The organism is Pseudomonas sp. R15(2017) (genome assembly GCF_002112685.1).
Lineage (GTDB): Bacteria > Pseudomonadota > Gammaproteobacteria > Pseudomonadales > Pseudomonadaceae > Aquipseudomonas > Aquipseudomonas glycinae.
In genome coordinates, this window is record NZ_NEII01000005.1 from 71,817 (window position 1) to 97,292 (window position 25,476).

A 25,476-nucleotide genomic window follows, 5' to 3' on the forward strand; every position below is an offset into this window, starting at 1 on the left:
GAATTTCAGGTTCGCGAAACGAACGAAGGCGACCCAAGGGTCGCCTTCGTGCTTTCTGCGGTTCTTAAACCTTTGCGGTTACGACCATCTTTTTCGCGTGCGCCAAGGACTCCTTGGTCAGATCGATGCCGCCCAACATCCGCGCGACTTCTTCTATGCGGTCATTCTTGCTCAGCTTCGAAACGGCCGTATGAGTCGCCTGCTCGCCACGTACCTTGTGCACGAACAGGTGCTGATGCCCCTGAGCCGCAACTTGCGGCAAATGCGTGACCGTCAGAACCTGTCCGCGATCCCCGAGGCGGCGTAACAACTGGCCGACGATTTCCGCCGTCGGACCGCCAATCCCCACGTCCACTTCGTCGAATACCAATGTCGGTACGCGAGAGGTCTGGGCTGTAATCACCTGGATGGCCAGGCTGATCCGTGACAACTCACCGCCGGACGCCACTTTGGCCAAGGCTTTCAAGGGTTGGCCCGGGTTGGCGCTCACCAGCAGCTCGACTTGTTCCAGACCATTGGGTTGCAACTCGCTGCTATTGTTGGCGCGCAGTTCGATGGTGAAGCGCCCGCCGGGCATGCCCAGGCGCTGAATCTCCTGCTCCACCGCGCTTGCCAGGCTGCCGGCCGCCTGATGGCGCAGCTCACTGAGTTCCCGAGCCTTTTCCTGATAGTGGCGGGCATAGGAAGCGAGTTCTTCGGCGAGGCGTTCGATGGATTCATCGTTGGCGTCCAGCGCTTCGATTTCGTCGAGCAGCTTCTGCTGCATCTCTGCCACTTCCGTCGGCTGAATGCGGTGTTTGCGTGCCAATGTGTAAATGGAGTCCAGGCGTTCCTCGAGATATTGCAGGCGCGCCGGATCAGCGTCGAAGTTGTCGAGAAAACGATTGAGCTCGCCGACGGCCTCTTCGACCTGGATTTGCGCACTGGTCAGCAGGCTGCTCGCTTCACCCAGCGCACCCACCGAGCTGTTCACGCTCGACAGTCGGTTGAGGCTGGCCGTCAAGGCATTCAGCACATTGCCGGAATCGCTTTCGCTGCATTGCTCGACCACTTGTCGGCAGATGCCGAGCAGGGTTTCGGCGTTGGTCAGGTTCTTGTGTTCCTGCTCCAGCTCTTCCAGCTCGTTTTCACCGAGGCCGAGGTTTTCCAGTTCTTCGAGTTGATAGCTGAGCAGTTGATGGCGTGCACGCTGTTCGTCGCCGGAGTTGGAAAGGCGTTCCAGCTCCTGGCGAGTCTGGCGCCAGCGCTGGGCGGCCAAGTGTACCTGGCGTGCCAGATCGGTGGCCCCGGCGTACTCGTCGAGCAGGCGCCGGTGGGTGTCGGTCTTGAGCAGGGATTGATGTTCGTGCTGGCTGTGGATATCGATCAGCAGCTCGCCGAGTGCCTTGAGATCGCCAAGCGGGCAGGGCGTGCCATTTATATAGCCGCGTGACCGACCTTCGGACGTGATGACCCGGCGCAGGATGCACGGGCCGTCGATTTCCAGGTCGCGTTCCGCCAGCCAGGCGCTGGCCTCGGGGATGTCGGCCAGGTCGAAGGTCGCCAGGATATCGGCCTTGTCGGCGCCCGGTCGAACCACGCCGCTGTCGGCGCGATCACCGAGCGTCAGGCCCAGGGCGTCGAGCATGATCGACTTGCCGGCGCCGGTTTCCCCGGTAATCACGCTCATGCCGCGATCGAGTTCGAGATCGAGATGTTCAACGATGGCGTAGTTGTGTACGGACAGGTGCACCAGCATAAAGGCCGCTCCCAGGCTTCAGGTCTGGTTATTTATACAGTGTTTTGTTTCGGGCTGACAATGCCCTCGCTTGGATCGATGAGGGTGATCCGATCAAATGCCTGTCGCGCCCGGGAATGCCAATGCAGCACTTTTTTGTAGGGTTAATCGTTGTCAGCCCTTGAAGCCTGATTTTGCGGCCCCATATACCGGGGCAGAAGCGCGAATCGAACTCGCGGACGATATTGAAAGGAGAATTCTATGGCTGACGAACAGACAGTAGATACGCAAAATCCAGAAGCCAATCAGGCGCCCGAGGCCTCGGGTGATGACCTGGCGACCCGTGTACAAGTGCTCGAAGAGCAATTGGCCGCCGCGCAGGATCAATCGCTGCGCGTAGCTGCCGATCTGCAGAACGTCCGCCGCCGTGCCGAGCAGGATGTCGAAAAGGCGCACAAGTTTGCGCTGGAAAAATTCGCCGGCGATCTGCTGCCGATCGTCGACAGCCTGGAGCGTGGTCTCGAGCTGTCGAGCCCGGATGACGAAAGCATCCGTCCGATGCGCGAAGGCATCGAGCTGACCCTGAAAATGTTTCACGACACCCTCACGCGCTATCAGCTTGTCGCTGTCAGCCCGCAGGAAGGCGAACCGTTCAATGCCGTGGAGCATCAGGCGATGGCCATGCAGGAAAGTGCTGACCTGGAGCCGAACAGCATTCTGAAGGTGTTCCAGAAGGGCTACCAGCTCAACGGTCGCCTGCTGCGTCCGGCGATGGTCGTGGTCAGCAAGGCGCCGGCGCCAGTTTCGCCTTCGATTGACGAGAAGGCTTGAAATTAGCCGCAAGGCCCCCATTTACAAGTCAAGCGTTTAAGTATTACCGCAGTCAGCCACCACTGCTGCGGCAAAAAAATCCAAAGTTTCGGGAGAGTGAACATGGGCAAAATTATCGGTATCGACCTGGGGACTACCAACTCCTGCGTCTCCGTGCTGGAAAACGGCAAAGCCAAAGTTATTGAGAACGCTGAAGGCGCGCGCACCACGCCGTCGATCATCGCTTACGCCAACGATGGCGAAATCCTGGTCGGTCAGTCGGCCAAGCGTCAGGCTGTGACCAACCCGCACAACACCCTTTTCGCAGTGAAGCGTCTGATCGGTCGCCGCTTCGAAGAAGAAGTTGTACAGAAAGACATCAAGCTGGTGCCTTACAAGATCGTCAAGGCTAACAATGGTGACGCCTGGGTCGAGGCCTCCGGCAAGCAGATGGCTCCGCCGCAAATCAGCGCCGAAGTCCTGAAAAAGATGAAGAAGACCGCCGAAGACTATCTCGGTGAGGCTGTGACCGAAGCGGTGATCACCGTTCCGGCGTACTTCAACGACAGTCAGCGTCAGGCAACTAAAGATGCTGGCCGCATCGCCGGTCTGGACGTAAAACGTATCATCAACGAACCGACCGCTGCTGCTCTGGCTTACGGTATGGACAAGGCCAAGGGCGATCACACCGTGATCGTTTACGACCTCGGTGGTGGTACTTTCGACGTCTCCGTGATCGAGATCGCTGAAGTTGACGGCGAGCACCAGTTCGAAGTGCTGGCCACCAACGGCGACACCTTCCTGGGTGGCGAAGACTTTGACATGCGCCTGATCGACTACCTCGTCGACGAGTTCAAGAAAGAGTCCGGCATGGACCTGAAGAACGATCCTCTGGCCTTGCAGCGTCTGAAAGAAGCCGCTGAGAAAGCCAAGATCGAGCTGTCTTCCTCGCAGTCGACCGACGTCAACCTGCCGTACATTACTGCAGACGCGACCGGTCCGAAGCATCTGAATGTGAAGATCTCCCGTGCCAAGCTCGAATCGCTGGTTGAAGATCTGGTGACTCGTACCATCGAGCCATGCCGCATTGCTCTGAAAGACGCCGGCATCGACGCCAGCAAGATCGACGACGTGATCCTGGTCGGCGGTCAGACCCGTATGCCGATGGTGCAGAAAGCTGTTTCGGATTTCTTCGGTAAAGAAGCACGTAAAGACGTGAACCCGGACGAAGCTGTTGCCATGGGTGCTGCGATCCAGGGCGCCGTTCTGGCCGGTGACGTGAAAGACGTTCTGCTGCTCGACGTCAGCCCGCTGACCCTGGGTATCGAAACCATGGGTGGCGTGATGACCGCGCTGATCGAGAAAAACACCACGATTCCTACCAAGAAATCGCAAGTGTTCTCGACGGCCGACGACAACCAGGGCGCCGTGACCATTCACGTCCTGCAAGGCGAGCGCAAGCAAGCCGCACAGAACAAGTCCCTGGGCAAGTTCGACCTGGCCGACATTCCACCTGCTCCACGTGGTGTGCCGCAGATCGAAGTGACCTTCGACATCGACGCCAACGGCATCCTGCACGTAGGTGCGAAGGACAAGGCGACTGGCAAAGAGCAGAAGATCACCATCAAGGCCAACTCTGGTCTGTCGGATGAAGAAATCCAGAAGATGGTGCGCGACGCCGAGCTGAACGCCGAGGAAGACCGCAAGTTCGAAGAGCTGGCCGCTGCCCGTAACCAGGGTGATGCACTGGTTCACTCGACTCGCAAGATGATCGCCGACGCTGGCGACAAAGTGACTGCAGAAGAGAAGACTGCAATCGAGGCGGCTGTGGTTGCCCTGGAAGCTGCCGTCAAAGGCGACGACAAGGCTGCCATCGACGCCAAGGTTGAAGAGCTGTCGAAAGTCTCTGCACCGGTTGCTCAGAAGATGTACGCCGAACAGGCTCAGCCTGCTGAAGGCGCAGCACCGCACGACGAGAAAGCTGAAAAGGCTGACGATGTTGTCGATGCCGAGTTCGAAGAAGTCAAAGACCACAAGTAAGTTGTTGGTCGCCCGGTTGACTGCCTTGCGGCGGTGACTGGTAGGATGTCGCCGCGCGGGAGCTTGCTCCCGCGTTGGCGTATCTGGAATACGCGAATTTTTACAGCATGCGACAAGCTTCGTGTGTTGGCGGTATGGCCGGGAATGCTCCTGCTTTTCGCGCCGCAAATACCGCATGAACCAAAGACCAGGATCGTTGAATTGACGTGAGTTGGGTCCGGGCCTGTATTGGGGCTCAACGAGTTTGGCGAAGCTCAGGAGGGGTTTGCCGAACGTCCTCAAGAGTATGAAGAACTTATGGCTAAGCGTGACTATTACGAAGTGTTGGGTGTTGAGCGCGGCTCAAGCGAAGCAGACCTGAAAAAGGCCTATCGCCGTCTGGCGATGAAGCACCACCCGGACCGTAATCCCGGTGACAAGGCGTCGGAAGATCTGTTCAAAGAGGCTAACGAAGCCTACGAAGTGCTGTCCGATTCCAGCAAGCGTGCAGCGTACGATCAGTATGGTCATGCCGGTGTCGACCCGAGCATGGGCGGCGGCGGTGCAGGCTTCGGCGGTCAGAACTTCTCCGACATCTTCGGTGATGTCTTCAGTGACTTCTTCGGTGGCGGTCGCGGCGGTTCCCGTGGCGGCGCTCAGCGCGGCAGCGATTTGCGTTACACCCTGGAGCTGAACCTGGAAGAAGCGGTACGCGGTACTACCGTGAATATCCGCGTTCCGACATTGGTCAATTGCAAACCATGTGATGGATCGGGTGCCAAGAAAGGCTCGTCGCCATCGACGTGCCCGACGTGCGGCGGCATCGGTCAGGTACGCATGCAGCAAGGCTTCTTCTCGGTGCAGCAGACCTGCCCGCGTTGCCATGGTCAGGGCAAGATCATTTCCGATCCGTGCGATTCCTGCCACGGCGACGGTCGCGTCGAAGAATACAAAACCCTGTCCGTCAAAGTGCCGGCCGGTGTCGACACCGGTGACCGCATTCGTCTGTCCGGCGAAGGCGAAGCGGGCACTCAGGGTGGCCCGACCGGCGACCTGTACGTGGTGATCAATGTCCGCGAACACGACATCTTCCAGCGTGACGGCAAGCATCTGTTCTGCGAAGTGCCGATCAGCTTCGTCGACGCGGCCCTGGGCGGCGAGCTGGAAATTCCGACCCTCGACGGTCGCGTCAAACTGAAGATTCCGGAAGGAACTCAGACCGGCAAGCAGTTCCGCGTACGCGGCAAGGGTGTTGCGCCAGTGCGTGGCGGTGGGGCGGGCGATCTGATGTGCCGTGTGGCCGTCGAAACGCCGGTCAACCTGACCCGTCGTCAACGTGAACTGCTGGAAGAGTTCCGCAGCTCCCTGGCGGACGACAACAGCCACTCCCCGAAAACCACCGGTTGGTTCGACGGTGTGAAACGCTTCTTCGGCGATCTGTAAGGAGTCGGCATGCGACGTATAGCTGTGATGGGCGCTGCCGGGCGCATGGGCAAGATTCTGGTCGAGGCCGTGCAGCAGCGCGCACCGCTGACCGGTCTGACGGCCGCGATTGTTCGTCCTGGCAGTACGCTGATCGGTGTGGATGCCGGTGAGCTGGCTTCGCTGGGCCGAATCGGCGTGCCGCTGTCCGGAAATCTGGAATCGGTGGCGGAAGAGTTCGATGTGTTGATCGACTTCACCCTGCCGGAAGTGATGCTGAGAAACCTGGCCTTCTGCCGCAAGGCCGGCAAGGCGATGGTGATCGGCACGACCGGGCTGGACGCTGCGCAGAAGCAGTTGCTGGCCGAGGCGGGCAAGGATATTCCGATCGTCTTCGCCGCCAACTTCAGTGTCGGCGTCAACCTGTCGCTGAAGCTGCTCGACATGGCAGCGCGGGTATTGGCTGATGATGCGGACATCGAGATCATCGAAGCCCATCACCGCCACAAGATCGATGCGCCGTCGGGTACGGCCCTGCGCATGGGTGAAGTGATTGCCAATGCGCTTGATCGTGATCTTCAAAAAGTCGCGGTCTATGGTCGCGAAGGTCACACCGGTGCCCGTGACCGTGAAACCATCGGCTTTGCCACTGTTCGCGGCGGTGACGTGGTGGGCGATCACACAGTGCTGTTTGCCTGCGAGGGCGAGCGTCTGGAGATCACGCACAAGGCTTCGAGTCGCATGACATTCGCCAAGGGCGCGGTGCGTGCGGCGTTGTGGCTTGACGGTCGCGAGCCTGGTTTGTACGACATGCAGGACGTGCTCGACCTGCATTGAGATGTTCTGAAACCGGCGCAAATGCCCTGTTTGTGCCGGTTTTGCTCCGCCGGGCGACGCCCTGTCGCATTCTCCGGCCTTCAGGCCTCATTGGCGGTAGACCAAAAATCCCTTTTTCTGTAAGCTACAGCTTTAGTGTGTCCACTAAAAGCGCGCAGAATAATTCAGTGAAGAAGCGGGGTGACGTGTCCATACGTCACTCCGCTTTTTTACAACCTGCGATTGCCCTTTCATGCGTTATTTACGGGAGGTCTTCTTGACTAAGCCAGCCATACTTGCCCTTGCTGATGGCAGCATTTTTCGCGGCGAAGCCATTGGAGCCGACGGTCAGACCGTTGGTGAGGTGGTGTTCAACACCGCAATGACCGGCTATCAGGAAATCCTTACCGATCCTTCCTACGCCCAACAGATCGTTACCCTGACTTACCCGCACATCGGCAACACCGGCACCACGCCGGAAGACGCCGAGTCCGATCGCGTCTGGTCCGCTGGCCTGGTCATCCGTGACCTGCCGCTGGTAGCGAGCAACTGGCGTAACACGATGTCCCTGTCCGATTACCTGAAAGCCAACAATGTTGTGGCGATCGCCGGTATCGACACCCGCCGCCTGACCCGCATCCTGCGTGAAAAAGGCGCACAGAACGGCTGCATCATGGCCGGCGACAACATCTCCGAAGAAGCGGCCATCGCCGCGGCGCAAGGCTTCCCGGGCCTGAAGGGCATGGATCTGGCGAAAGTCGTCAGCACCAAGACCCAATACGAATGGCGCTCCACTGTCTGGGATCTGAAAACCGACAGCCACGCGACCATCGAAGCCTCCGAGCTGCCTTACCACGTGGTTGCCTACGACTACGGCGTCAAGGTCAACATCCTGCGCATGTTGGTCGAGCGCGGCTGCCGCGTCACTGTCGTTCCGGCACAGACCCCGGCGGCCGACGTGCTGGCCTTGAAGCCGGACGGCGTGTTCCTGTCCAACGGCCCTGGTGATCCGGAGCCTTGCGACTACGCGATCAAGGCGATCAAGGAAGTACTGGAAACCGAAATTCCGCTCTTCGGCATCTGCCTCGGTCACCAGCTGCTGGCTCTGGCTTCCGGCGCCAAGACCTTGAAAATGGGTCATGGCCACCACGGTGCCAACCACCCGGTTCAGGATCTGGACACTGGCGTCGTGATGATCACCAGCCAGAACCACGGTTTCGCGGTTGACGAAGAAACCCTGCCAGCCAACGTCCGCGCGATCCACAAATCGCTGTTCGACGGCACCCTGCAAGGCATCGAGCGCACCGACAAGAGCGCGTTCAGCTTCCAGGGTCACCCTGAAGCGAGCCCGGGCCCGAACGATGTGGCCCCTCTGTTTGACCGCTTCATCAACGAGATGGCCAAGCGACGCTAAGCGCTCGCCTTGAGACTGTAGCGAGAAGCCCTTGAGGGCGGCCCCGGAACCGGCGGCCCCCTCGGGGCTTCAGAAATCGATCAAGACGGCTTGCCGACTGACCTGCGGATTTGAGTGACAAACCCATGCCAAAACGTACAGACATTAAAAGCATCCTGATTCTCGGCGCTGGCCCGATCGTTATCGGCCAGGCCTGCGAATTCGACTACTCCGGCGCCCAGGCTTGCAAAGCCCTGCGCGAAGAGGGTTACCGCGTCATCCTGGTGAACTCCAACCCGGCCACCATCATGACCGACCCGGACATGGCCGATGCGACCTACATCGAGCCGATCAAATGGCAGACCGTTGCCAAGATCATCGAGAAAGAGCGTCCGGATGCCGTGTTGCCAACCATGGGCGGCCAGACTGCTCTGAACTGCGCCCTGGACCTGGAGCGCGAAGGCGTTCTGGAGAAGTTCGGCGTAGAGATGATCGGCGCCAACGCCGACACCATCGACAAGGCTGAAGACCGTTCGCGTTTCGACAAGGCGATGAAAGCCATCGGCCTGGAATGCCCGCGTTCCGGTATCGCCCACAGCATGGAAGAAGCCAACGCGGTGCTCGAGCGCCTGGGCTTCCCGTGCATCATCCGTCCGTCCTTTACCATGGGCGGCACCGGTGGCGGTATCGCTTACAACCGTGAAGAGTTCGAAGAAATCTGCGCCCGTGGTCTGGATCTGTCGCCAACCAAGGAGCTGCTGATCGACGAATCCCTGATCGGCTGGAAAGAATATGAAATGGAAGTTGTCCGCGACAAAAAGGACAACTGCATCATCGTCTGCTCGATCGAAAACTTCGACCCGATGGGCGTGCACACCGGTGACTCGATCACTGTTGCCCCGGCCCAGACCCTGACCGACAAGGAATACCAGATCCTGCGTAACGCCTCGCTGGCGGTACTGCGCGAGATCGGCGTCGAGACCGGCGGTTCCAACGTTCAGTTCGGTATCTGCCCGGACACCGGCCGCATGGTCGTGATCGAAATGAACCCGCGTGTATCCCGCTCGTCGGCTCTGGCCTCGAAAGCCACCGGTTTCCCGATCGCCAAGATCGCGGCCAAGCTGGCGGTCGGTTACACCCTCGACGAACTGCAGAACGACATCACTGGCGGTCGTACCCCGGCGTCCTTCGAGCCGTCCATCGACTACGTCGTGACCAAGCTGCCGCGCTTCGCTTTCGAGAAGTTCGCCAACGCTGACGCGCGCCTGACCACTCAGATGAAGTCGGTCGGTGAAGTCATGGCCATCGGCCGTACCTTCCAGGAATCCCTGCAGAAAGCTCTGCGCGGTCTGGAAGTGGGTGTTTGCGGCCTGGACGAGAAAGTCGACCTGAGCAACCCGGAAAGCATGAGCGTGCTCAAGCGCGAACTGACTGTGCCGGGCGCCGAGCGTATCTGGTACGTGGCGGACGCTTTCCGCGCCGGCATGACCGTCGAAGAAATCTTCGGCATGAACATGATCGATCCTTGGTTCCTGGTGCAGATCGAAGATCTGATCAAGGACGAAGAGAAGGTCAAGACCCTCGGTCTGTCCGCTATCGACCGCGATCTGATGTACAAGCTCAAGCGCAAAGGTTTCTCCGACCAGCGTCTGGCCAAGCTGCTGGGCGTCACCGAGAAGAACCTGCGCACTCACCGCCACAAGCTGGAAGTGTTCCCGGTCTACAAGCGCGTCGACACCTGCGCGGCCGAGTTCGCCACCGACACCGCCTACCTGTACTCGACCTACGAGGAAGAGTGCGAAGCTGCGCCGTCCGGTCGCGACAAGATCATCATCCTCGGCGGTGGCCCGAACCGTATCGGTCAGGGCATCGAGTTCGACTACTGCTGCGTACACGCGGCACTGGCGCTGCGCGATGACGGTTACGAGACCATCATGGTCAACTGCAACCCGGAAACCGTTTCCACTGACTACGACACTTCCGATCGTCTGTACTTCGAACCAGTGACCCTGGAAGACGTGCTGGAAATCTGCCGCGTCGAGAAGCCGAAGGGCGTGATCGTCCAGTACGGCGGCCAGACGCCTCTGAAACTGGCTCGCGCCCTGGAAGCAGCCGGCGTGCCGATCATCGGCACCAGCCCTGATGCCATCGACCGCGCCGAAGACCGTGAGCGCTTCCAGCAAATGGTCGAGCGTCTGAACCTGCGTCAGCCGCCAAACGCCACCGTGCGCAGCGAAGACGAAGCCGTTCGCGCAGCTGCGAAGATCGGTTACCCGCTGGTGGTGCGTCCGTCCTACGTACTGGGCGGCCGGGCGATGGAAATCGTCTACAAGGAAGAAGAGCTCAAGCGTTACCTGCGTGACGCGGTGCAAGTGTCGAACGACAGTCCGGTGCTGCTCGACCACTTCCTCAACTGCGCCATCGAGATGGACGTGGATGCGGTCTGCGACGGCAAGGACGTAGTGATCGGCGCGATCATGCAGCACATCGAACAGGCGGGCGTTCACTCCGGTGACTCCGCGTGCTCGCTGCCGCCGTACTCGCTGCCGGCACACATCCAGGACGAGATGCGCGAACAGGTCAAGAAAATGGCCCTGGAACTGGGCGTGGTCGGCCTGATGAACGTTCAGTTGGCGCTGCAGGGCGAAGACATCTACGTCATCGAAGTCAACCCGCGTGCTTCCCGTACCGTACCGTTCGTGTCGAAATGCATCGGTATTTCCCTGGCAATGGTCGCGGCTCGCGTGATGGCCGGTAAAACCCTGAAGGAAATCGGCTTCACCAAGGAAATCATCCCGAACTTCTACAGTGTGAAAGAGGCGGTGTTCCCGTTCGCCAAATTCCCTGGCGTTGACCCGATCCTCGGCCCAGAGATGAAGTCCACCGGTGAAGTGATGGGCGTCGGCGACACCTTCGGCGAAGCCTTTGCCAAAGCCCAGATGGGCGCCAGCGAAGTGCTGCCGACCGGCGGTACCGCATTCATCAGCGTGCGCGATGATGACAAGCCACTGGTTGCAGGCGTGGCCCGTGATCTGATCAACTTGGGCTTCGAAGTCGTCGCCACTGCCGGCACTGCCAAGCTGATCGAAGCCGCAGGTCTGAAAGTGCGTCGCGTGAACAAGGTGACCGAGGGGCGTCCGCACGTGGTCGACATGATCAAGAATGACGAAGTCACTCTGATCATCAACACCACCGAAGGTCGTCAGTCGATCGCTGATTCGTACTCCATTCGTCGTAATGCCTTGCAGCACAAGATTTACTGCACCACCACCATTGCTGCTGGCGAAGCTATCTGTGAAGCGCTGAAGTTCGGTCCCGAGAAGACCGTACGCCGCTTGCAGGATCTACACGCAGGATTGAAGGCATGAATAAATACCCAATGACCGTCCAGGGCTCCAAGGCCCTGGAGGAAGAGTACGCTCACCTGACCAAGGTCGTTCGTCCGAAGCTTAGCCAGGACATCGGTACGGCCCGCGAGTTGGGTGACTTGAAAGAAAACGCCGAATACCATGCCGCTCGCGAACAGCAAGGTATGGTCGAGGCGCGGATCCGTGACATCGAAGGTCGCCTGCAGAACGCGGTGATCATTGACGTGACGACCATTCCGCACACCGGCAAAGTGATTTTCGGCACTACCGTCGAAATCGCCAACGTCGAGACTGATGAAAGCGTGACTTACCAGATCGTGGGTGAGGATGAGGCGGACATCAAACTCGGCAAGATTTCCGTCGGCTCGCCGATCGCTCGCGCCTTGATTGCCAAGGAAGAGGGCGATACGGTCGTCGTGAAGACGCCAGGTGGCGTTATCGAGTACGAGATTGTCGAAGTCCGTCACATCTGAGGGTGGGCGCCTGCTGCATGCGGGCGCAATGCTCTGGCAACTGGCCCAGATGTTGTGGGTCGGTGGCCTGTGGCTGGTACATCTCGGTCTGCGACCGGTGCTGGGTCAAATCGGCCTGGCACCGCTGTTGATCGATGAAGTTGCAAGTACGTTTGAAGTGGCGGTGGTGGGGTTTGCCGTCGCGTGCGTGATATTTCAGGCTTTGGTGCTGGTACAGGCCGAGGGCCTTGCCAGTCTATGGCGAGATTTTCGCGGGCAAGTGTTGCTGATGGCGTTGTATGCGTGTGCGATGTTTGTCGCAGTGCGTGGCGGCTGGCCGGATGCGCAGCGCTGGCAGGTGTTCAGCTTTCTCGTGTTGGGTTTTTCCGGGCTGGTGCTGGTATTGCAGCCGGTGCCGGGATGGAGTGGCAGGGTGCGCGAAGCACACCCTTGACCCTTGCCATCACTTGAAACGATGGACGTTCGACAGCTGCTTGTTGACGCTGAAGTTCTTGCGGTAAATCAGTGCCATCTTGCCGATGACTTGAACCAGATCGGCCTTGCCGACCTTGCATAGCTCTGCAACGGACGCCAGGCGCGCCTCGCGATCGAGGATGTTGAGCTTGATCTTGATCAGCTCGTGATCTGCCAATGCGCGTTCGAGTTCGGCTAAAACACCCTCAGTCAAACCGTTGTCAGCCACAGTCAGAACCGGTTTCAGGTGGTGGCCAATGGATTTGTACTGTTTCTTCTGCTCTGGAGTGAGCGGCATAATCTGACCCTTTCGTCTGGATTCTGTAAAATGGCGGCCATTTTACCCGAGGGCTCGTGGATCCGCCCAATTAATCACGACCCTAATCAACGAGGTGCCCAATGGCGCGTTCCAAGACAAGCCTTGGTTGGCTGAAAAGACATGTCAATGACCCCTATGTGAAGCAGGCGCAGAAGGACGGTTACCGTTCGCGTGCGAGTTACAAGCTTCTGGAGGTCCAGGAAAAATACAAGCTGATCCGTCCGGGCATGAGCGTCGTTGACCTGGGTGCGGCGCCTGGCGGCTGGTCTCAAGTCACCAGTCGGCTGATCGGTGGCCAGGGGCGATTGATCGCCTCGGACATCCTGGAGATGGACAGTATTCCGGATGTGACCTTTATCCAGGGTGACTTCACTCAGGACGAAGTGCTCGCGCGGATCCTTGAAGCTGTAGGTAATTCACAGGTTGACCTTGTGATTTCCGATATGGCCCCCAATATGAGTGGTACGCCTGAAGTGGACATGCCCAAGGCCATGTTTCTTTGCGAGCTGGCGCTTGATCTGGCGGAGCGGATACTCAAGCCGGGCGGTAATTTCCTGATCAAGATTTTTCAGGGCGAAGGATTCGATACGTACCTGAAGGATGCTCGCAAGAAGTTCGACAAGATCCAGATGATCAAGCCGGATTCATCTCGCGGCAGCTCTCGTGAGCAATACATGCTGGCTTGGGGCTACCGCGGTCGTAGCGAGTAAAACGAGGTTTTTTGGCGGGGTGATAGGTTTTTCGTATTTCGCCCCGCGCGCATAAGCGCATATTGTGTAGAAAGTGTTTCACAAAGGGTTACAGACGGCGCCTGCCAGAGCTGTAGGTAATGTAGTAAGTTAGGCCGGTGAATATCATGCGAAGCGCGCGCCAGTAGCGGAGCTTGCTTCAGAGGGTAGTTAATTGAACGATATGGCAAAGAATCTGATCCTGTGGTTGATCATCGCGGCAGTCCTGGTGACGGTGATGAACAACTTCTCCAGCCCTAACGAGCCGCAGACCCTCAACTATTCCGACTTCATCCAGCAGGTCAAGGATGGCAAGGTCGAGCGCGTGGCCGTCGACGGCTACGTGATTACCGGCAAGCGCAACGACGGCGACAGCTTCAAGACCATTCGTCCGGCAATTCAGGACAATGGCCTGATCGGCGATCTGGTCGACAACCACGTTGTGGTCGAAGGCAAGCAGCCTGAGCAGCAAAGCATCTGGACCCAGCTTCTGGTGGCCAGCTTCCCGATCCTGGTGATCATCGCGGTGTTCATGTTCTTCATGCGCCAGATGCAGGGCGGTGCGGGCGGCAAGGGCGGGCCGATGAGCTTTGGCAAGAGCAAGGCGCGTCTGCTGTCCGAAGATCAGGTGAAAACCACCTTGGCTGACGTTGCCGGTTGCGATGAAGCCAAGGAAGAAGTGGGTGAGCTGGTCGAGTTCCTCCGTGATCCGGGCAAGTTCCAGCGCCTGGGCGGTCGCATTCCTCGCGGCGTGCTGATGGTGGGGCCACCCGGTACCGGTAAGACCTTGCTGGCCAAGGCGATTGCCGGTGAGGCCAAAGTGCCGTTCTTTACCATTTCCGGTTCCGACTTCGTCGAAATGTTCGTCGGTGTCGGTGCAAGCCGCGTTCGTGACATGTTCGAACAAGCCAAGAAACACGCTCCATGCATCATCTTCATCGACGAGATCGACGCCGTGGGTCGCCATCGTGGCGCCGGTATGGGCGGCGGTCACGATGAGCGCGAGCAGACTCTCAACCAGTTGCTGGTCGAGATGGACGGTTTCGAAATGAATGACGGCATCATCGTCATCGCCGCGACCAACCGCCCTGACGTGCTGGACCCTGCGTTGCTGCGTCCTGGCCGTTTCGACCGTCAGGTGGTGGTCGGCCTGCCGGACATTCGTGGTCGCGAGCAGATCCTCAAGGTTCACATGCGTAAGGTGCCAATGGGTGACGACGTTGCTCCGGCTGTCATCGCGCGTGGCACGCCGGGCTTCTCTGGTGCCGATCTGGCGAACCTGGTGAACGAAGCGTCGTTGTTCGCTGCCCGTGCCGGCAAGCGCATCGTTGAAATGAAAGAGTTCGAGCTGGCGAAAGACAAGATCATGATGGGCGCCGAGCGCAAATCCATGGTCATGTCCGAGAAGGAAAAGCAGAACACCGCTTATCACGAGGCAGGCCACGCTATCGTTGGTCGCGTTGTGCCCGAGCATGATCCGGTCTACAAGGTGTCGATCATCCCGCGCGGTCGTGCGCTGGGTGTGACGATGTTCCTGCCGGAAGAAGATCGTTACAGCCTGTCCAAGCGTGCGCTTATCAGTCAGATCTGCTCGCTGTACGGCGGCCGTATCGCTGAAGAAATGACCTTGGGCTTCGACGGTGTGACCACTGGTGCCTCTAATGACATCATGCGTGCGAGTCAGATCGCGCGGAACATGGTGACCAAATGGGGCTTGTCGGAAAAACTCGGCCCGTTGATGTATGCGGAAGAAGAGGGTGAGGTATTCCTCGGTCGTGGTGGTGGCGGTCAGAATGCCAGCTTCTCCGGTGAGACAGCCAAGCTGATCGACTCCGAAGTACGCAGCATCATCGATCAGTGCTACGGCACCGCCAAGCAGATCCTGACGGACAATCGCGACAAGCTCGATGCCATGGCGGATGCTCTGATGAAGTACGAGACGATCGATGCCGAGCAGATCGACGACATCATGGCCGGTCGTACACCTCGCGAGCCTCGCGACTGGTCGGGAGGTACCGGTACTGGCACGCCTCCTGTCATTCAGGGCGAGCGCCCGGAAACACCGATTGGCGGTCCGGCTGCCGACGTTTAAGGTTTGAAATGACTTCTGTAAAGTCCCTGACCCGGTTGCCTTGCGGCAACCGGGTTCTTGATTTGGCCCGGACGCATGTCATGGGCATTCTCAATGTCACTCCCGATTCTTTCTCCGACGGTGGCCGATACAGCCAGCTCGATGCAGCCTTGCGTCATGCCGAAGCCATGGTTGCGGCGGGTGCAACGCTGATCGATGTGGGCGGCGAGTCGACCCGTCCAGGCGCGCGGGCGGTTTCTCCATTGGAGGAACTGGAGCGTGTCGCTCCCGTCGTCGAGCTGATCAACCGCGAACTGGATGTGGTCATATCGGTCGATACATCCACTCCGGCGGTCATGCGCGAAACAGCGCGGTTGGGTGCTGGTTTGATCAACGACGTTCGTTCGCTAAGGCGCGATGGCGCGTTGGATGCTGCTGCTGCCACGGGATTGCCCGTGTGCCTGATGCATATGCTCGGTGAACCTGACGATATGCAGGACGATCCGCGCTATCAGGATGTCACCCGGGAAGTGGGCGAATTTCTCGCCGAGCGCATGACTCAGTGTGAGTTGGCAGGTATTCCGGCCGAGCGGATCATTCTTGATCCGGGCTTCGGCTTCGCCAAAACCCTGCAGCACAATCTAAGCTTGTTCAAGCATATGGAAGCCCTGCATGCGCTGGGGCGGCCACTATTGGTGGGTGTTTCGCGCAAAAGCATGATCGGTCATGCATTGAATCGTCCGGTGGGTGAGCGTCTATACGGTGGTTTGGCACTGGCTGCGCTGGCGTCGGTGAAAGGTGCGCGTATATTGCGCGTCCATGATGTGGCGGAAACGGTGGACGTGGTGCGAATGCTCGCGGCCGTGGAATCAGCCGAATAAGAATGATGGGGCACTTATGAGCAAGAAATACTTTGGTACTGACGGCATTCGTGGTCGTGTCGGGGAATACCCGATCACGCCGGACTTCATGCTCAAGCTCGGCTGGGCTGCCGGTATGGCCTTTCGCAAGATGGGCGCCTGCAAGGTGTTGGTCGGCAAGGACACGCGGATTTCCGGTTACATGTTCGAATCGGCACTTGAAGCCGGCCTGACATCTGCCGGCGCCGATGTAATGCTGCTCGGCCCGATGCCGACTCCAGCTATTGCCTACCTGTCGCGGACCTTCCAGGCTGAGGCCGGGATCGTGATCAGTGCATCGCACAATCCGCATGACGATAACGGCATCAAGTTTTTCTCCGGCAAGGGCACCAAGTTGCCCGATGAGCTGGAGCTGATGATTGAAGAGCTGCTCGATACGCCAATGACCGTTGTCGAGTCGAGCAAGATTGGCAAGGTGTCGCGCATTAATGATGCGTCCGGTCGCTATATCGAGTTCTGCAAGAGCTCTGTGCCGACCGGCACCAGTTTCTCCGGCCTGAAGATCGTCATCGACTGCGCACACGGAGCAACCTACAAGGTTGCGCCGAGCGTATTCCGTGAACTGGGTGCCGAAGTTGTGGTTCTGTCCGCGCAGCCCAACGGTCTGAATATCAACGACAACTGTGGCTCCACTCACATGGGACAGTTGCAGGCGGCGGTGCTGTCCGAGCACGCTGACCTGGGGATTGCATTCGATGGCGACGGCGACCGGGTGTTGATGGTTGATCACACGGGGGCAATTGTTGATGGCGATGAGCTGATCTTCATTATTGCGCGCGATCTGCATGAGCGAGGCAAGTTGCAGGGTGGTGTGGTCGGTACCTTGATGAGTAACCTTGGGCTCGAGCTCGCGCTCGCAGATCTGGGTATTCCTTTCGTGCGCGCCAATGTCGGCGACCGATATGTGATCGCCGAGCTGCTGGAGCGTAACTGGCTGGTGGGTGGCGAGAACTCGGGGCATGTCGTGTGCTTCAATCACACCACCACGGGTGATGCGATCATCGCTGCTTTGCAGGTGTTGATGGCGCTGAAGGCGCGTAACGAGGGGCTTGCTCAAACTCGCCAGGCGTTGCGCAAGTGCCCGCAGGTGCTGATCAACGTGCGTTTCGGTGGTGGCGATAGCCCGCTGGAGCATCCGGCTGTCAAGGAAGCCAGTGCGCGTGTAACTCAGGCCATGGCGGGGCGTGGTCGTGTACTTTTGCGCAAGTCCGGGACAGAGCCTTTGGTGCGTGTAATGGTCGAAGGCGAGGACGAAACCCAGGTTCGTGGGTATGCCGAAGAACTGGCAAAACTGGTAACTGAAGTTTCTGCCTGATTCGGCTTGCCAGCCATGATTGTGTTGGGTAACATCTGCGCCCACTTTGACCGACGAGGTACAGCATGCGTCGCCCTATGGTAGCTGGTAACTGGAAGATGCACGGTACCCGCGCCAGCGTCGCTGAGCTGATCAACGGCCTTCGTCATCTGGCCTTGCCAAGCGGTGTTGATGTCGCGATATTCCCGCCTTGCTTGTATATCAATCAAGTGATTGATGGCTTGAAAGGTAAATCGATTTCGGTCGGTGCGCAGAACTCTGCGGTGGAATCCATGCAAGGTGCGTTGACGGGCGAGATTGCGCCGAGTCAGTTAGTGGATGCAGGTTGTTCCCTGGTGCTTGTCGGGCACTCCGAACGCCGCCAGATCATGGGCGAGCGAGACGGAATGCTGAATCGCAAGTTCGCAGCGGCACAGGCATGTGGCTTGATTCCGGTGTTGTGTGTGGGGGAGACCCTGGAGCAGCGTGAAGCCGGAAAGACTCTTGAGGTTGTCGGGCGTCAGCTGGGCAGTATCATCGAGGAGCTGGGTGTCGGTGCTTTTGCCAACGCAGTGATCGCTTACGAGCCGGTCTGGGCGATTGGTACCGGGCTGACTGCAACGCCGCAACAGGCTCAGGATGTGCATAAAGCCATTCGCGAGCAGTTGGCGGCAGAGAATTCTGAAGTGGCACGAGGTGTGCGGCTTCTATACGGCGGCAGCGTGAAGGCGGCCAATGCGGTCGAACTGTTCGGCATGCCGGATATCGATGGGGGGCTCATTGGTGGAGCTTCCCTGAATGCAGATGAGTTCGGTGCGATTTGTCGCGCCGCGGGAAACTGAAAAAATGCTGGAAACAGTCGTAGTCGTTTTTCATCTGCTGGGTGCATTGGGCGTAGTAGCTCTGGTTTTGCTGCAGCAGGGTAAAGGTGCGGATGCTGGCGCGTCTTTCGGAGCAGGTGCTTCAAATACTGTGTTCGGAAGCCAAGGTTCCTCTACCTTTCTTAGTAAGTTTACTGCTATACTTGCCGCCGGTTTCTTCATAACCAGCTTGGGGTTAGGATACTTTGCTAAAGAGAAGGCTCATCAGCTGACTCAAGCAGGTTTGCCAAACCCGGCAGTGTTGGAAGTTCCAAAGCAACAACCGGCTTCTGATGATGTCCCGGTGCTTCAAGAGCAAAAGTCGGCTACTCCAGCGACTGACGTACCTCCAGCTCAAGAGCAGAAGTAAGAAGGGTTTCAAACGTAGTATTGCCGAGGTGGTGGAATTGGTAGACACGCAACCTTGAGGTGGTTGTGCCCATAGGGTGTAGGGGTTCGAGTCCCCTTCTCGGTACCAATTAGTCAGGAGAGCCCGCTGTTGCGGGCTTTCTTGCAGGTGGAAGGTTACATTGACCCTATGAGGGATCGGTCGTATACTTCCGCCCCAGCTTTGTCGCGGGGTGGAGCAGTCTGGTAGCTCGTCGGGCTCATAACCCGAAGGTCGTCGGTTCAAATCCGGCCCCCGCAACCAGTTTAAGGAGCCCCTTTTAAGGGGCTTTTTGTTAGCTGGACACTTTCAACGCCGCTGTTCGACGGCGTTTCAAGGATGGGCGTTTCGCCCATTTTTTTATTTTGCATAGCATGCACATACATGCACGAGGGGGTTCAGGTGTCGAGCAAGCTAGAAGAGTTGCAGGCCTTGCTGGCCCCGGTGGTCGTGGCCCTAGGCTATGAATGCTGGGGTATTGAGTTTTCGGCTCAAGGTCGTCACTCAATGTTGCGCGTTTATATCGATAAGGAAGGCGGCGTACTGGTGGACGATTGTGCCATCGTCAGCCGTCAGATCAGCGGTGTGCTGGATGTTGAAGATCCGATCTCCGTTGAATACACCCTTGAAGTTTCCTCGCCAGGCATGGAACGTCCTCTGTTCACTCTTGAGCAGTTTGCCAAATATGTCGGTGAACAAGTGAAGATCAAGCTGCGCTCGCCTTTTGAAGGACGACGCAACTTTCAGGGCCTTCTGCGCGGTGTAGAAGAGCAGGACGTCGTGGTGCAGGTGGAAAACCATGAGTTCCTGTTGCCGATCGATATGATCGACAAGGCCAACATTATTCCCAGTTATGACTGAGACGCGGATCCCGCGGATCCAATGGCTTGCGAAAGGCGAGGCGTACGATGAGCAAAGAAGTACTGCTGGTTGTTGAGTCGGTATCCAATGAAAAGGGTGTACCGGCAAGCGTGATTTTTGAAGCGCTGGAGCTGGCTCTGGCCACTGCTACCAAAAAGCGTTTTGAAGACGAAGTTGATCTGCGTGTGGAAATCAACCGCCACACCGGTTCCTACGAAACATTCCGTCGCTGGACGGTCGTCGAAGAGAATGATCTCGATGATCCGGCCATCGAAACCTGGCCGAGCAAGGTTGCTGAAACGCACCCTGGCGCCAAGGTTGGCGACGTTGTTGAAGAAAAGATCGAGTCCATCGAGTTCGGCCGTATCGCTGCTCAGACCGCCAAGCAGGTCATCGTGCAGAAAGTGCGCGAAGCCGAGCGCGCTCAAGTGGTTGACGCTTATCGCGAGCGCCTGGGAGAAATCATCTCCGGCACCGTGAAGAAAGTGACCCGCGACAACGTGATCGTCGACCTGGGTAATAACGCTGAAGCGTTGCTGGCCCGTGAAGACATCATTTCTCGTGAAACCTTCCGTGTTGGCGTGCGTCTGCGTGCGCTGCTCAAGGAAATCCGCACCGAGAACCGCGGTCCTCAGCTGATCCTGTCGCGTACCGCGCCGGAAATGCTGATCGAACTGTTCCGTATCGAAGTGCCGGAAATTGCTGAAGGTCTGATCGAAGTCATGGCCGCATCCCGTGATCCGGGTTCGCGTGCCAAGATCGCTGTCCGCTCCAAGGACAAACGCATCGACCCGCAGGGCGCGTGCATCGGTATGCGCGGTTCGCGCGTCCAGGCCGTGTCGGGCGAGTTGGGTGGCGAGCGTGTCGACATCGTCCTGTGGGACGACAACCCGGCACAGTTCGTGATCAATGCCATGTCGCCGGCAGAAGTGGCGGCCATCATCGTTGACGAAGATGCCCATGCCATGGACATCGCCGTTGGCGCAGACAATCTGGCTCAGGCCATCGGTCGTGGTGGTCAGAACGTGCGTCTGGCGAGCCAGCTGACTGGCTGGACCCTGAACGTGATGACCGAATCGGACATCCAGGCTAAGCAGCAAGCGGAAACCGGCGACATCCTGCGCAACTTCATCGACGAGCTGGAAGTCGACGAAGAACTGGCTCAGGTGCTGGTAGACGAAGGCTTCACCAGCCTGGAAGAGATTGCCTACGTACCGTTGGAAGAAATGCTCAACATCGACGGCTTTGACGAAGACATCGTCAACGAGCTTCGCGCTCGTGCCAAGGATCGTTTGTTGACCAAAGCCATCGCTACTGAGGAAAAGCTGGCAGACGCCCATCCGGCCGAAGACCTGCTCTCGCTTGAGGGTATGGACAAGGATTTGGCGATGGAACTGGCGGTGCGCGGCGTAATTACCCGCGAAGACCTGGCCGAGCAGTCTATTGACGACCTGCTCGACATCGACGGCATTGACGAAGATCGTGCCGGCAAGTTGATCATGGCCGCCCGAGCCCACTGGTTCGAGTAATTAGGCGCGGCCTGAGGAGAGAAGTGCATGACGCAAGTCACGGTGAAACAACTGGCCGATGAGGTCAAAACACCGGTAGAGCGCCTGTTGCAGCAGATGCGTGAGGCAGGTCTGCCGCACACCGCCGCCGAAGAAAATGTGACTGACAGTGAGAAGCAATCCCTGCTGACCCACTTGAAAAGCAGCCACAAGGCGAAAGTGGAAGAACCACGCAAGATCACGCTGCAGCGTAAAACCACCAGCACCCTGCGTGTGGCTGGCAGCAAAAGCATCAGCGTTGAAGTCCGCAAGAAGAAAGTTTTCGTACAGCGTAGCCCGGAAGAAATCGAAGCCGAGCGCAAGCGTGAACTGGATGAACGTCGTGCAGTAGAAAATGCTGCCCGTCAGAAGGCTGAAGAAGAAGCCCGCGTGCGCGCCGAAGAAGAAGCGCGTCGCCAGCCTGCTGCGCCGTCCGCTCCTGCCGAAGCCGTCGCTGCACCTGCGCCAGTGGCCGAACCAGTGCGCGAAGCCGCGCCGGTTGTGGCTGCTGCCCCAGCTGCCGACACTCGCAAGCGTGACGAGCAGCGCCGCCCGGACAAGCCGCGTGCCGACGACAACAACCGTCGTGGCGGTGGTGATGGCGAGCGCAAAAACGCTCCGCATCGCGCATCGGTCAAGGAAAAGGCTCCGGCACCACGTGTGGCGCCACGCACTACCGACGAAGAAAGCGATGGCTTCCGTCGCGGCGGTCGCGGCAAGGCCAAGCTGAAAAAACGCAACGCTCACGGTTTCCAGAGCCCGACCGGCCCTGTCGTGCGTGAAGTGAAGATCGGCGAAACCATCACTGTTGGCGATCTCGCCCAGCAGATGTCGGTCAAGGCTGCCGAAATCATCAAGTTCATGTTCAAACTGGGTACTCCAGCGACCATCAACCAGGTGCTTGATCAGGAAACTGCTCAACTGGTAGCCGAAGAACTGGGCCACAAAGTGACCCTGGTCAGCGACACCGCCCTGGAAGATTCCCTGGCCGAGTCCCTGAAGTTCGAAGGTGAAGCAGTTCCTCGTGCGCCGGTCGTGACCGTAATGGGCCACGTTGACCACGGTAAGACCTCGCTGCTCGACTACATCCGTCGTGCCAAGGTAGCTGCTGGCGAAGCCGGCGGTATCACCCAGCACATCGGTGCCTACCACGTTGAAACCGAACGCGGCATGGTCACCTTCCTCGACACCCCGGGTCACGCCGCGTTTACCGCCATGCGTGCCCGTGGTGCCAAGGCGACCGACATCGTGATCCTGGTGGTTGCGGCGGACGACGGCGTGATGCCACAAACCATCGAAGCCGTTCAGCACGCTGTTGCTGCCGGCGTTCCGCTGGTGGTTGCGGTGAACAAGATCGACAAGCCGGGTGCCGACCTCGATCGCATCCGTAGCGAACTGTCGGCCCACGGCGTGACCTCTGAAGACTGGGGTGGCGACACTCCATTCGTCCCGGTCTCCGCGAAGATGGGTACCGGCGTCGACGAACTGCTCGAAGCTGTATTGCTGCAGGCTGAAGTTCTCGAACTGACCGCCACGCCTTCGGCTCCTGGCCGTGGTGTCGTGGTTGAATCGCGTCTCGACAAGGGCCGTGGCCCGGTGGCGACTGTTCTGGTTCAGGACGGTACGCTGCGTCAAGGCGACATGGTGCTGGTCGGCTCGAACTATGGCCGCGTGCGCGCCATGCTCGACGAGAACGGCAAGCCGATCAAGGAAGCGGGCCCGGCCATTCCGGTCGAGATCCTCGGCCTGGACGGTACGCCTGACGCTGGCGACGAGATGAGCGTGGTTGCCGACGAGAAGAAAGCCCGTGAAGTGGCTCTGTTCCGTCAAGGCAAGTTCCGCGAAGTCAAGCTGGCTCGCGCTCACGCCGGCAAGCTGGAAAACATCTTCGAAAGCATGGGTCAGGAAGAGAAGAAGACGCTTAACATCGTCCTCAAATCCGACGTCCGTGGTTCGCTGGAAGCCTTGCAGGGCGCTCTGAACGGCCTGGGCAACGACGAAGTGCAAGTGCGCGTGGTCGGTGGCGGCGTCGGTGGTATCACCGAATCCGATGCCAACCTGGCACTGGCTTCCAACGCTGTACTGTTCGGCTTCAACGTGCGTGCCGATGCCGGCGCACGGAAGATCGTCGAGCAGGAAGGTCTGGACATGCGTTACTACAACGTGATCTACGACATCATCGAAGACGTCAAGAAAGCCCTGACCGGTATGCTTGGCAGCGACGTTCGCGAGAACATCCTCGGTGTGGCCGAAGTCCGTGACGTATTCCGTTCGCCTAAGTTCGGCGCCATCGCCGGCTGCATGGTGATCGAGGGTACTGTTCACCGTAACCGTCCGATCCGTGTACTGCGTGAAGACATCGTTATCTTCGAAGGCGAGCTGGAATCCCTGCGCCGCTTCAAGGATGACGCTTCCGAAGTACGTGCCGGCATGGAATGCGGTATCGGCGTGAAGAGCTACAACGACGTCAAAGTCGGTGACAAGATCGAAGTCTTCGAGAAGGTTCAGGTTGCTCGCAGCCTCTGACTCGCGCACTTCAAGGGCCACGTCGGGCCGCCGCATGCAAGTGCGCGGCACGGCGTCAGGACTCTAAACGCAACGCCCGGTCTGGCTTTTGTCAGGCCGGGCGTTTGCCGCTTTCAGACCTTGCGGGTTTCACCGCAGGGCAGTAACAGGTAACAAATCATGGCAAAAGAATACAGCCGTACCCAACGTATCGGCGATCAGATGCAGCGTGAGCTGGCCCAGCTGATCCGTCGTGAAGTCAAAGACCCGCGCGTCGGCCTGGTCACCATTACCGCTGTGGAAGTCAGCCGTGACGTCGGTCACGCAAAGATCTTCATCACCGTGATGGGGCAGGACAACGCCGAAGACATCGCGCAAAGCATCAAGGTTCTCAACGCTGCCGCCGGCTTCCTGCGCATGCAGCTGGCCCGTGAAATGAAGCTGCGCAGCGTGCCGCAATTGCACTTCCACTACGACGAAAGCGTCGTGCGGGGTGCGCACCTGTCGGCCCTGATCGAGCGCGCCGTGGCTGAGGACAATCAGCACGTGGCTGCGGCAGAACCCGAAGACACCAAGGAGTAACTCGGTGGCTCAGGTCAAACGTATCCGTCGTAACGTCAGCGGCATCATCCTGCTCGACAAGCCGCTGGGGTTCACCTCCAACGCAGCCTTGCAGAAGGTTCGCTGGTTGCTCAACGCCGAAAAGGCCGGTCACACCGGCAGTCTCGACCCTCTGGCCACCGGCGTGCTGCCGTTGTGCTTTGGCGAGGCGACCAAGTTCTCGCAGTACCTGCTCGATTCCGACAAGGGTTACGAAACCCTGGCGCAATTGGGCAAGACCACCACCACGGCAGACGCCGAAGGTGAGGTTTTGCAGGAACGTCCGGTGACCGTTGGTCAGGCCGACATTGAAGCGGTTCTGCCGAAATTTCGTGGGCAAATCAGTCAGATACCGCCGATGTACTCGGCTCTCAAGCGTGATGGCCAGCCGCTGTACAAGTTGGCCCGTGCAGGTGAAGTAGTGGAGCGTGAACCGCGTTCTGTTACTATTGCGCGCTTGGAATTGCTGGCCTTCGAAGGCGATACTGCGCGTCTTGCGGTGGATTGCAGCAAGGGCACCTATATTCGCACCCTGGTGGAGGATATCGGTGAGCAACTCGGTTGTGGTGCGTACGTCGCTGAACTGCGTCGTACCCAGGCCGGGCCTTTCACCCTGGCGCAGACCGTGACCCTCGAAGAGCTGGAAGCGGTACATGCCGAAGGCGGCAACGAAGCGGTCGACCGCTTCCTGATGCCATCGGACAGCGGCCTGCAGGATTGGCCGTTGCTGCAGTTCTCGGAAGCGAGCGCGTTCTACTGGCTCAACGGCCAGCCGGTACGTGCCCCGGATGCTCCGAAGTTCGGCATGGTGCGGGTACAGGATCACAACGGTCGCTTCATCGGTATCGGTGAAGTGAGCGAAGACGGGCGCATCGCGCCGCGTCGACTGATTCGGTCAGAATGACCGGAAAC

Annotated in this window: 21 protein-coding genes and 2 tRNA genes; 21 read left to right on the forward strand and 2 right to left on the reverse strand. The window is 58.8% G+C overall.

The features are described 5' to 3' along the window. Positions 1–64: 64 nt before the first annotated feature. Entirely contained in the window at positions 65–1,738 is a 1,674-nt protein-coding gene (gene recN / locus CAF77_RS12075) for a DNA repair protein RecN (RefSeq protein ID WP_011332393.1), read from the reverse strand. Between the two features lie 240 nt (positions 1,739–1,978). On the opposite strand from recN, the gene grpE reads away from it, so the two are divergent. From grpE to CAF77_RS12115, 8 genes are all read left to right on the forward strand, one after another. After that, positions 1,979–2,548, forward strand: a complete 570-nt coding sequence (gene grpE / locus CAF77_RS12080) for a nucleotide exchange factor GrpE (protein WP_011332394.1) — start codon at positions 1,979–1,981, stop codon at positions 2,546–2,548. A gap of 102 nt (positions 2,549–2,650) precedes the next feature. Continuing rightward, on the forward strand, positions 2,651–4,567 hold the full coding sequence (gene dnaK / locus CAF77_RS12085) for a molecular chaperone DnaK (RefSeq protein ID WP_011332395.1): 1,917 nt from the start codon (positions 2,651–2,653) through the stop codon (positions 4,565–4,567). A 297-nt stretch (positions 4,568–4,864) separates the two neighbouring features. Continuing rightward, positions 4,865–5,989, forward strand: a complete 1,125-nt coding sequence (gene dnaJ, locus CAF77_RS12090) for a molecular chaperone DnaJ (protein WP_041475136.1) — start codon at positions 4,865–4,867, stop codon at positions 5,987–5,989. 9 nt (positions 5,990–5,998) lie between these two features. Continuing rightward, complete coding sequence (gene dapB / locus CAF77_RS12095; protein WP_085654576.1) at positions 5,999–6,805, forward strand: 4-hydroxy-tetrahydrodipicolinate reductase; 807 nt, start codon at positions 5,999–6,001, stop codon at positions 6,803–6,805. A 256-nt stretch (positions 6,806–7,061) separates the two neighbouring features. After that, the gene (gene carA, locus CAF77_RS12100) at positions 7,062–8,198 is read left to right on the forward strand and encodes a glutamine-hydrolyzing carbamoyl-phosphate synthase small subunit (RefSeq protein ID WP_085654578.1); all 1,137 of its coding nucleotides are present in this window, start codon (positions 7,062–7,064) and stop codon (positions 8,196–8,198) included. A 125-nt stretch (positions 8,199–8,323) separates the two neighbouring features. Continuing rightward, a complete protein-coding gene (gene carB / locus CAF77_RS12105; protein WP_039769162.1) occupies positions 8,324–11,545 on the forward strand; it encodes a carbamoyl-phosphate synthase large subunit in 3,222 nt (1,073 codons plus the stop codon). After that, complete coding sequence (greA, locus tag CAF77_RS12110; protein WP_064382590.1) at positions 11,542–12,018, forward strand: transcription elongation factor GreA; 477 nt, start codon at positions 11,542–11,544, stop codon at positions 12,016–12,018. Before carB ends, greA begins: the two co-directional genes overlap by 4 nt. 28 nt (positions 12,019–12,046) lie before the next feature. Then, complete coding sequence (locus CAF77_RS12115) at positions 12,047–12,451, forward strand: hypothetical protein (protein ID WP_064382589.1); 405 nt, start codon at positions 12,047–12,049, stop codon at positions 12,449–12,451. A 9-nt stretch (positions 12,452–12,460) separates the two neighbouring features. Here CAF77_RS12115 and CAF77_RS12120 read toward each other — a convergent pair whose 3' ends face one another. Beyond that, positions 12,461–12,769: a YhbY family RNA-binding protein gene (locus tag CAF77_RS12120; protein WP_011332401.1), complete on the reverse strand. Its 309-nt coding sequence runs from the start codon at positions 12,767–12,769 to the stop codon at positions 12,461–12,463. 101 nt (positions 12,770–12,870) lie between these two features. Between CAF77_RS12120 and rlmE the strand changes: the two genes are divergently transcribed. From rlmE to truB, 13 genes are all read left to right on the forward strand, one after another. After that, entirely contained in the window at positions 12,871–13,500 is a 630-nt protein-coding gene (gene rlmE, locus CAF77_RS12125) for a 23S rRNA (uridine(2552)-2'-O)-methyltransferase RlmE (protein WP_064382587.1), read from the forward strand. 202 nt (positions 13,501–13,702) lie between these two features. Then, positions 13,703–15,610 (forward strand): ATP-dependent zinc metalloprotease FtsH, encoded by a 1,908-nt coding sequence (ftsH, locus tag CAF77_RS12130; RefSeq protein ID WP_011332403.1) that lies wholly within the window; start codon positions 13,703–13,705, stop codon positions 15,608–15,610. Positions 15,611–15,618: 8 nt separating this feature from the next. Next, positions 15,619–16,470 (forward strand): dihydropteroate synthase, encoded by an 852-nt coding sequence (gene folP, locus CAF77_RS12135; protein ID WP_064382586.1) that lies wholly within the window; start codon positions 15,619–15,621, stop codon positions 16,468–16,470. Positions 16,471–16,486: 16 nt separating this feature from the next. After that, positions 16,487–17,824: a phosphoglucosamine mutase gene (gene glmM / locus CAF77_RS12140; RefSeq protein ID WP_085654580.1), complete on the forward strand. Its 1,338-nt coding sequence runs from the start codon at positions 16,487–16,489 to the stop codon at positions 17,822–17,824. A gap of 65 nt (positions 17,825–17,889) precedes the next feature. Then, the gene (gene tpiA / locus CAF77_RS12145) at positions 17,890–18,645 is read left to right on the forward strand and encodes a triose-phosphate isomerase (RefSeq protein WP_085654581.1); all 756 of its coding nucleotides are present in this window, start codon (positions 17,890–17,892) and stop codon (positions 18,643–18,645) included. Between the two features lie 4 nt (positions 18,646–18,649). Next, entirely contained in the window at positions 18,650–19,033 is a 384-nt protein-coding gene (gene secG / locus CAF77_RS12150; RefSeq protein WP_011332406.1) for a preprotein translocase subunit SecG, read from the forward strand. Positions 19,034–19,055: 22 nt separating this feature from the next. Further along, positions 19,056–19,141: transfer RNA gene (locus CAF77_RS12155), tRNA-Leu, on the forward strand. Positions 19,142–19,238: 97 nt separating this feature from the next. Next, positions 19,239–19,315: transfer RNA gene (locus CAF77_RS12160), tRNA-Met, on the forward strand. A 138-nt stretch (positions 19,316–19,453) separates the two neighbouring features. Then, entirely contained in the window at positions 19,454–19,912 is a 459-nt protein-coding gene (rimP, locus tag CAF77_RS12165) for a ribosome maturation factor RimP (RefSeq protein WP_064384139.1), read from the forward strand. Between the two features lie 47 nt (positions 19,913–19,959). Further along, positions 19,960–21,441 (forward strand): transcription termination factor NusA, encoded by a 1,482-nt coding sequence (nusA, locus tag CAF77_RS12170; RefSeq protein WP_039769175.1) that lies wholly within the window; start codon positions 19,960–19,962, stop codon positions 21,439–21,441. A 27-nt stretch (positions 21,442–21,468) separates the two neighbouring features. Beyond that, on the forward strand, positions 21,469–23,985 hold the full coding sequence (gene infB / locus CAF77_RS12175; protein WP_007953742.1) for a translation initiation factor IF-2: 2,517 nt from the start codon (positions 21,469–21,471) through the stop codon (positions 23,983–23,985). Between the two features lie 159 nt (positions 23,986–24,144). Then, entirely contained in the window at positions 24,145–24,546 is a 402-nt protein-coding gene (gene rbfA / locus CAF77_RS12180) for a 30S ribosome-binding factor RbfA (protein WP_007953741.1), read from the forward strand. A 4-nt stretch (positions 24,547–24,550) separates the two neighbouring features. Beyond that, the gene (truB, locus tag CAF77_RS12185) at positions 24,551–25,468 is read left to right on the forward strand and encodes a tRNA pseudouridine(55) synthase TruB (protein ID WP_007953739.1); all 918 of its coding nucleotides are present in this window, start codon (positions 24,551–24,553) and stop codon (positions 25,466–25,468) included. The last annotated feature ends 8 nt before the right edge of the window (positions 25,469–25,476 follow it).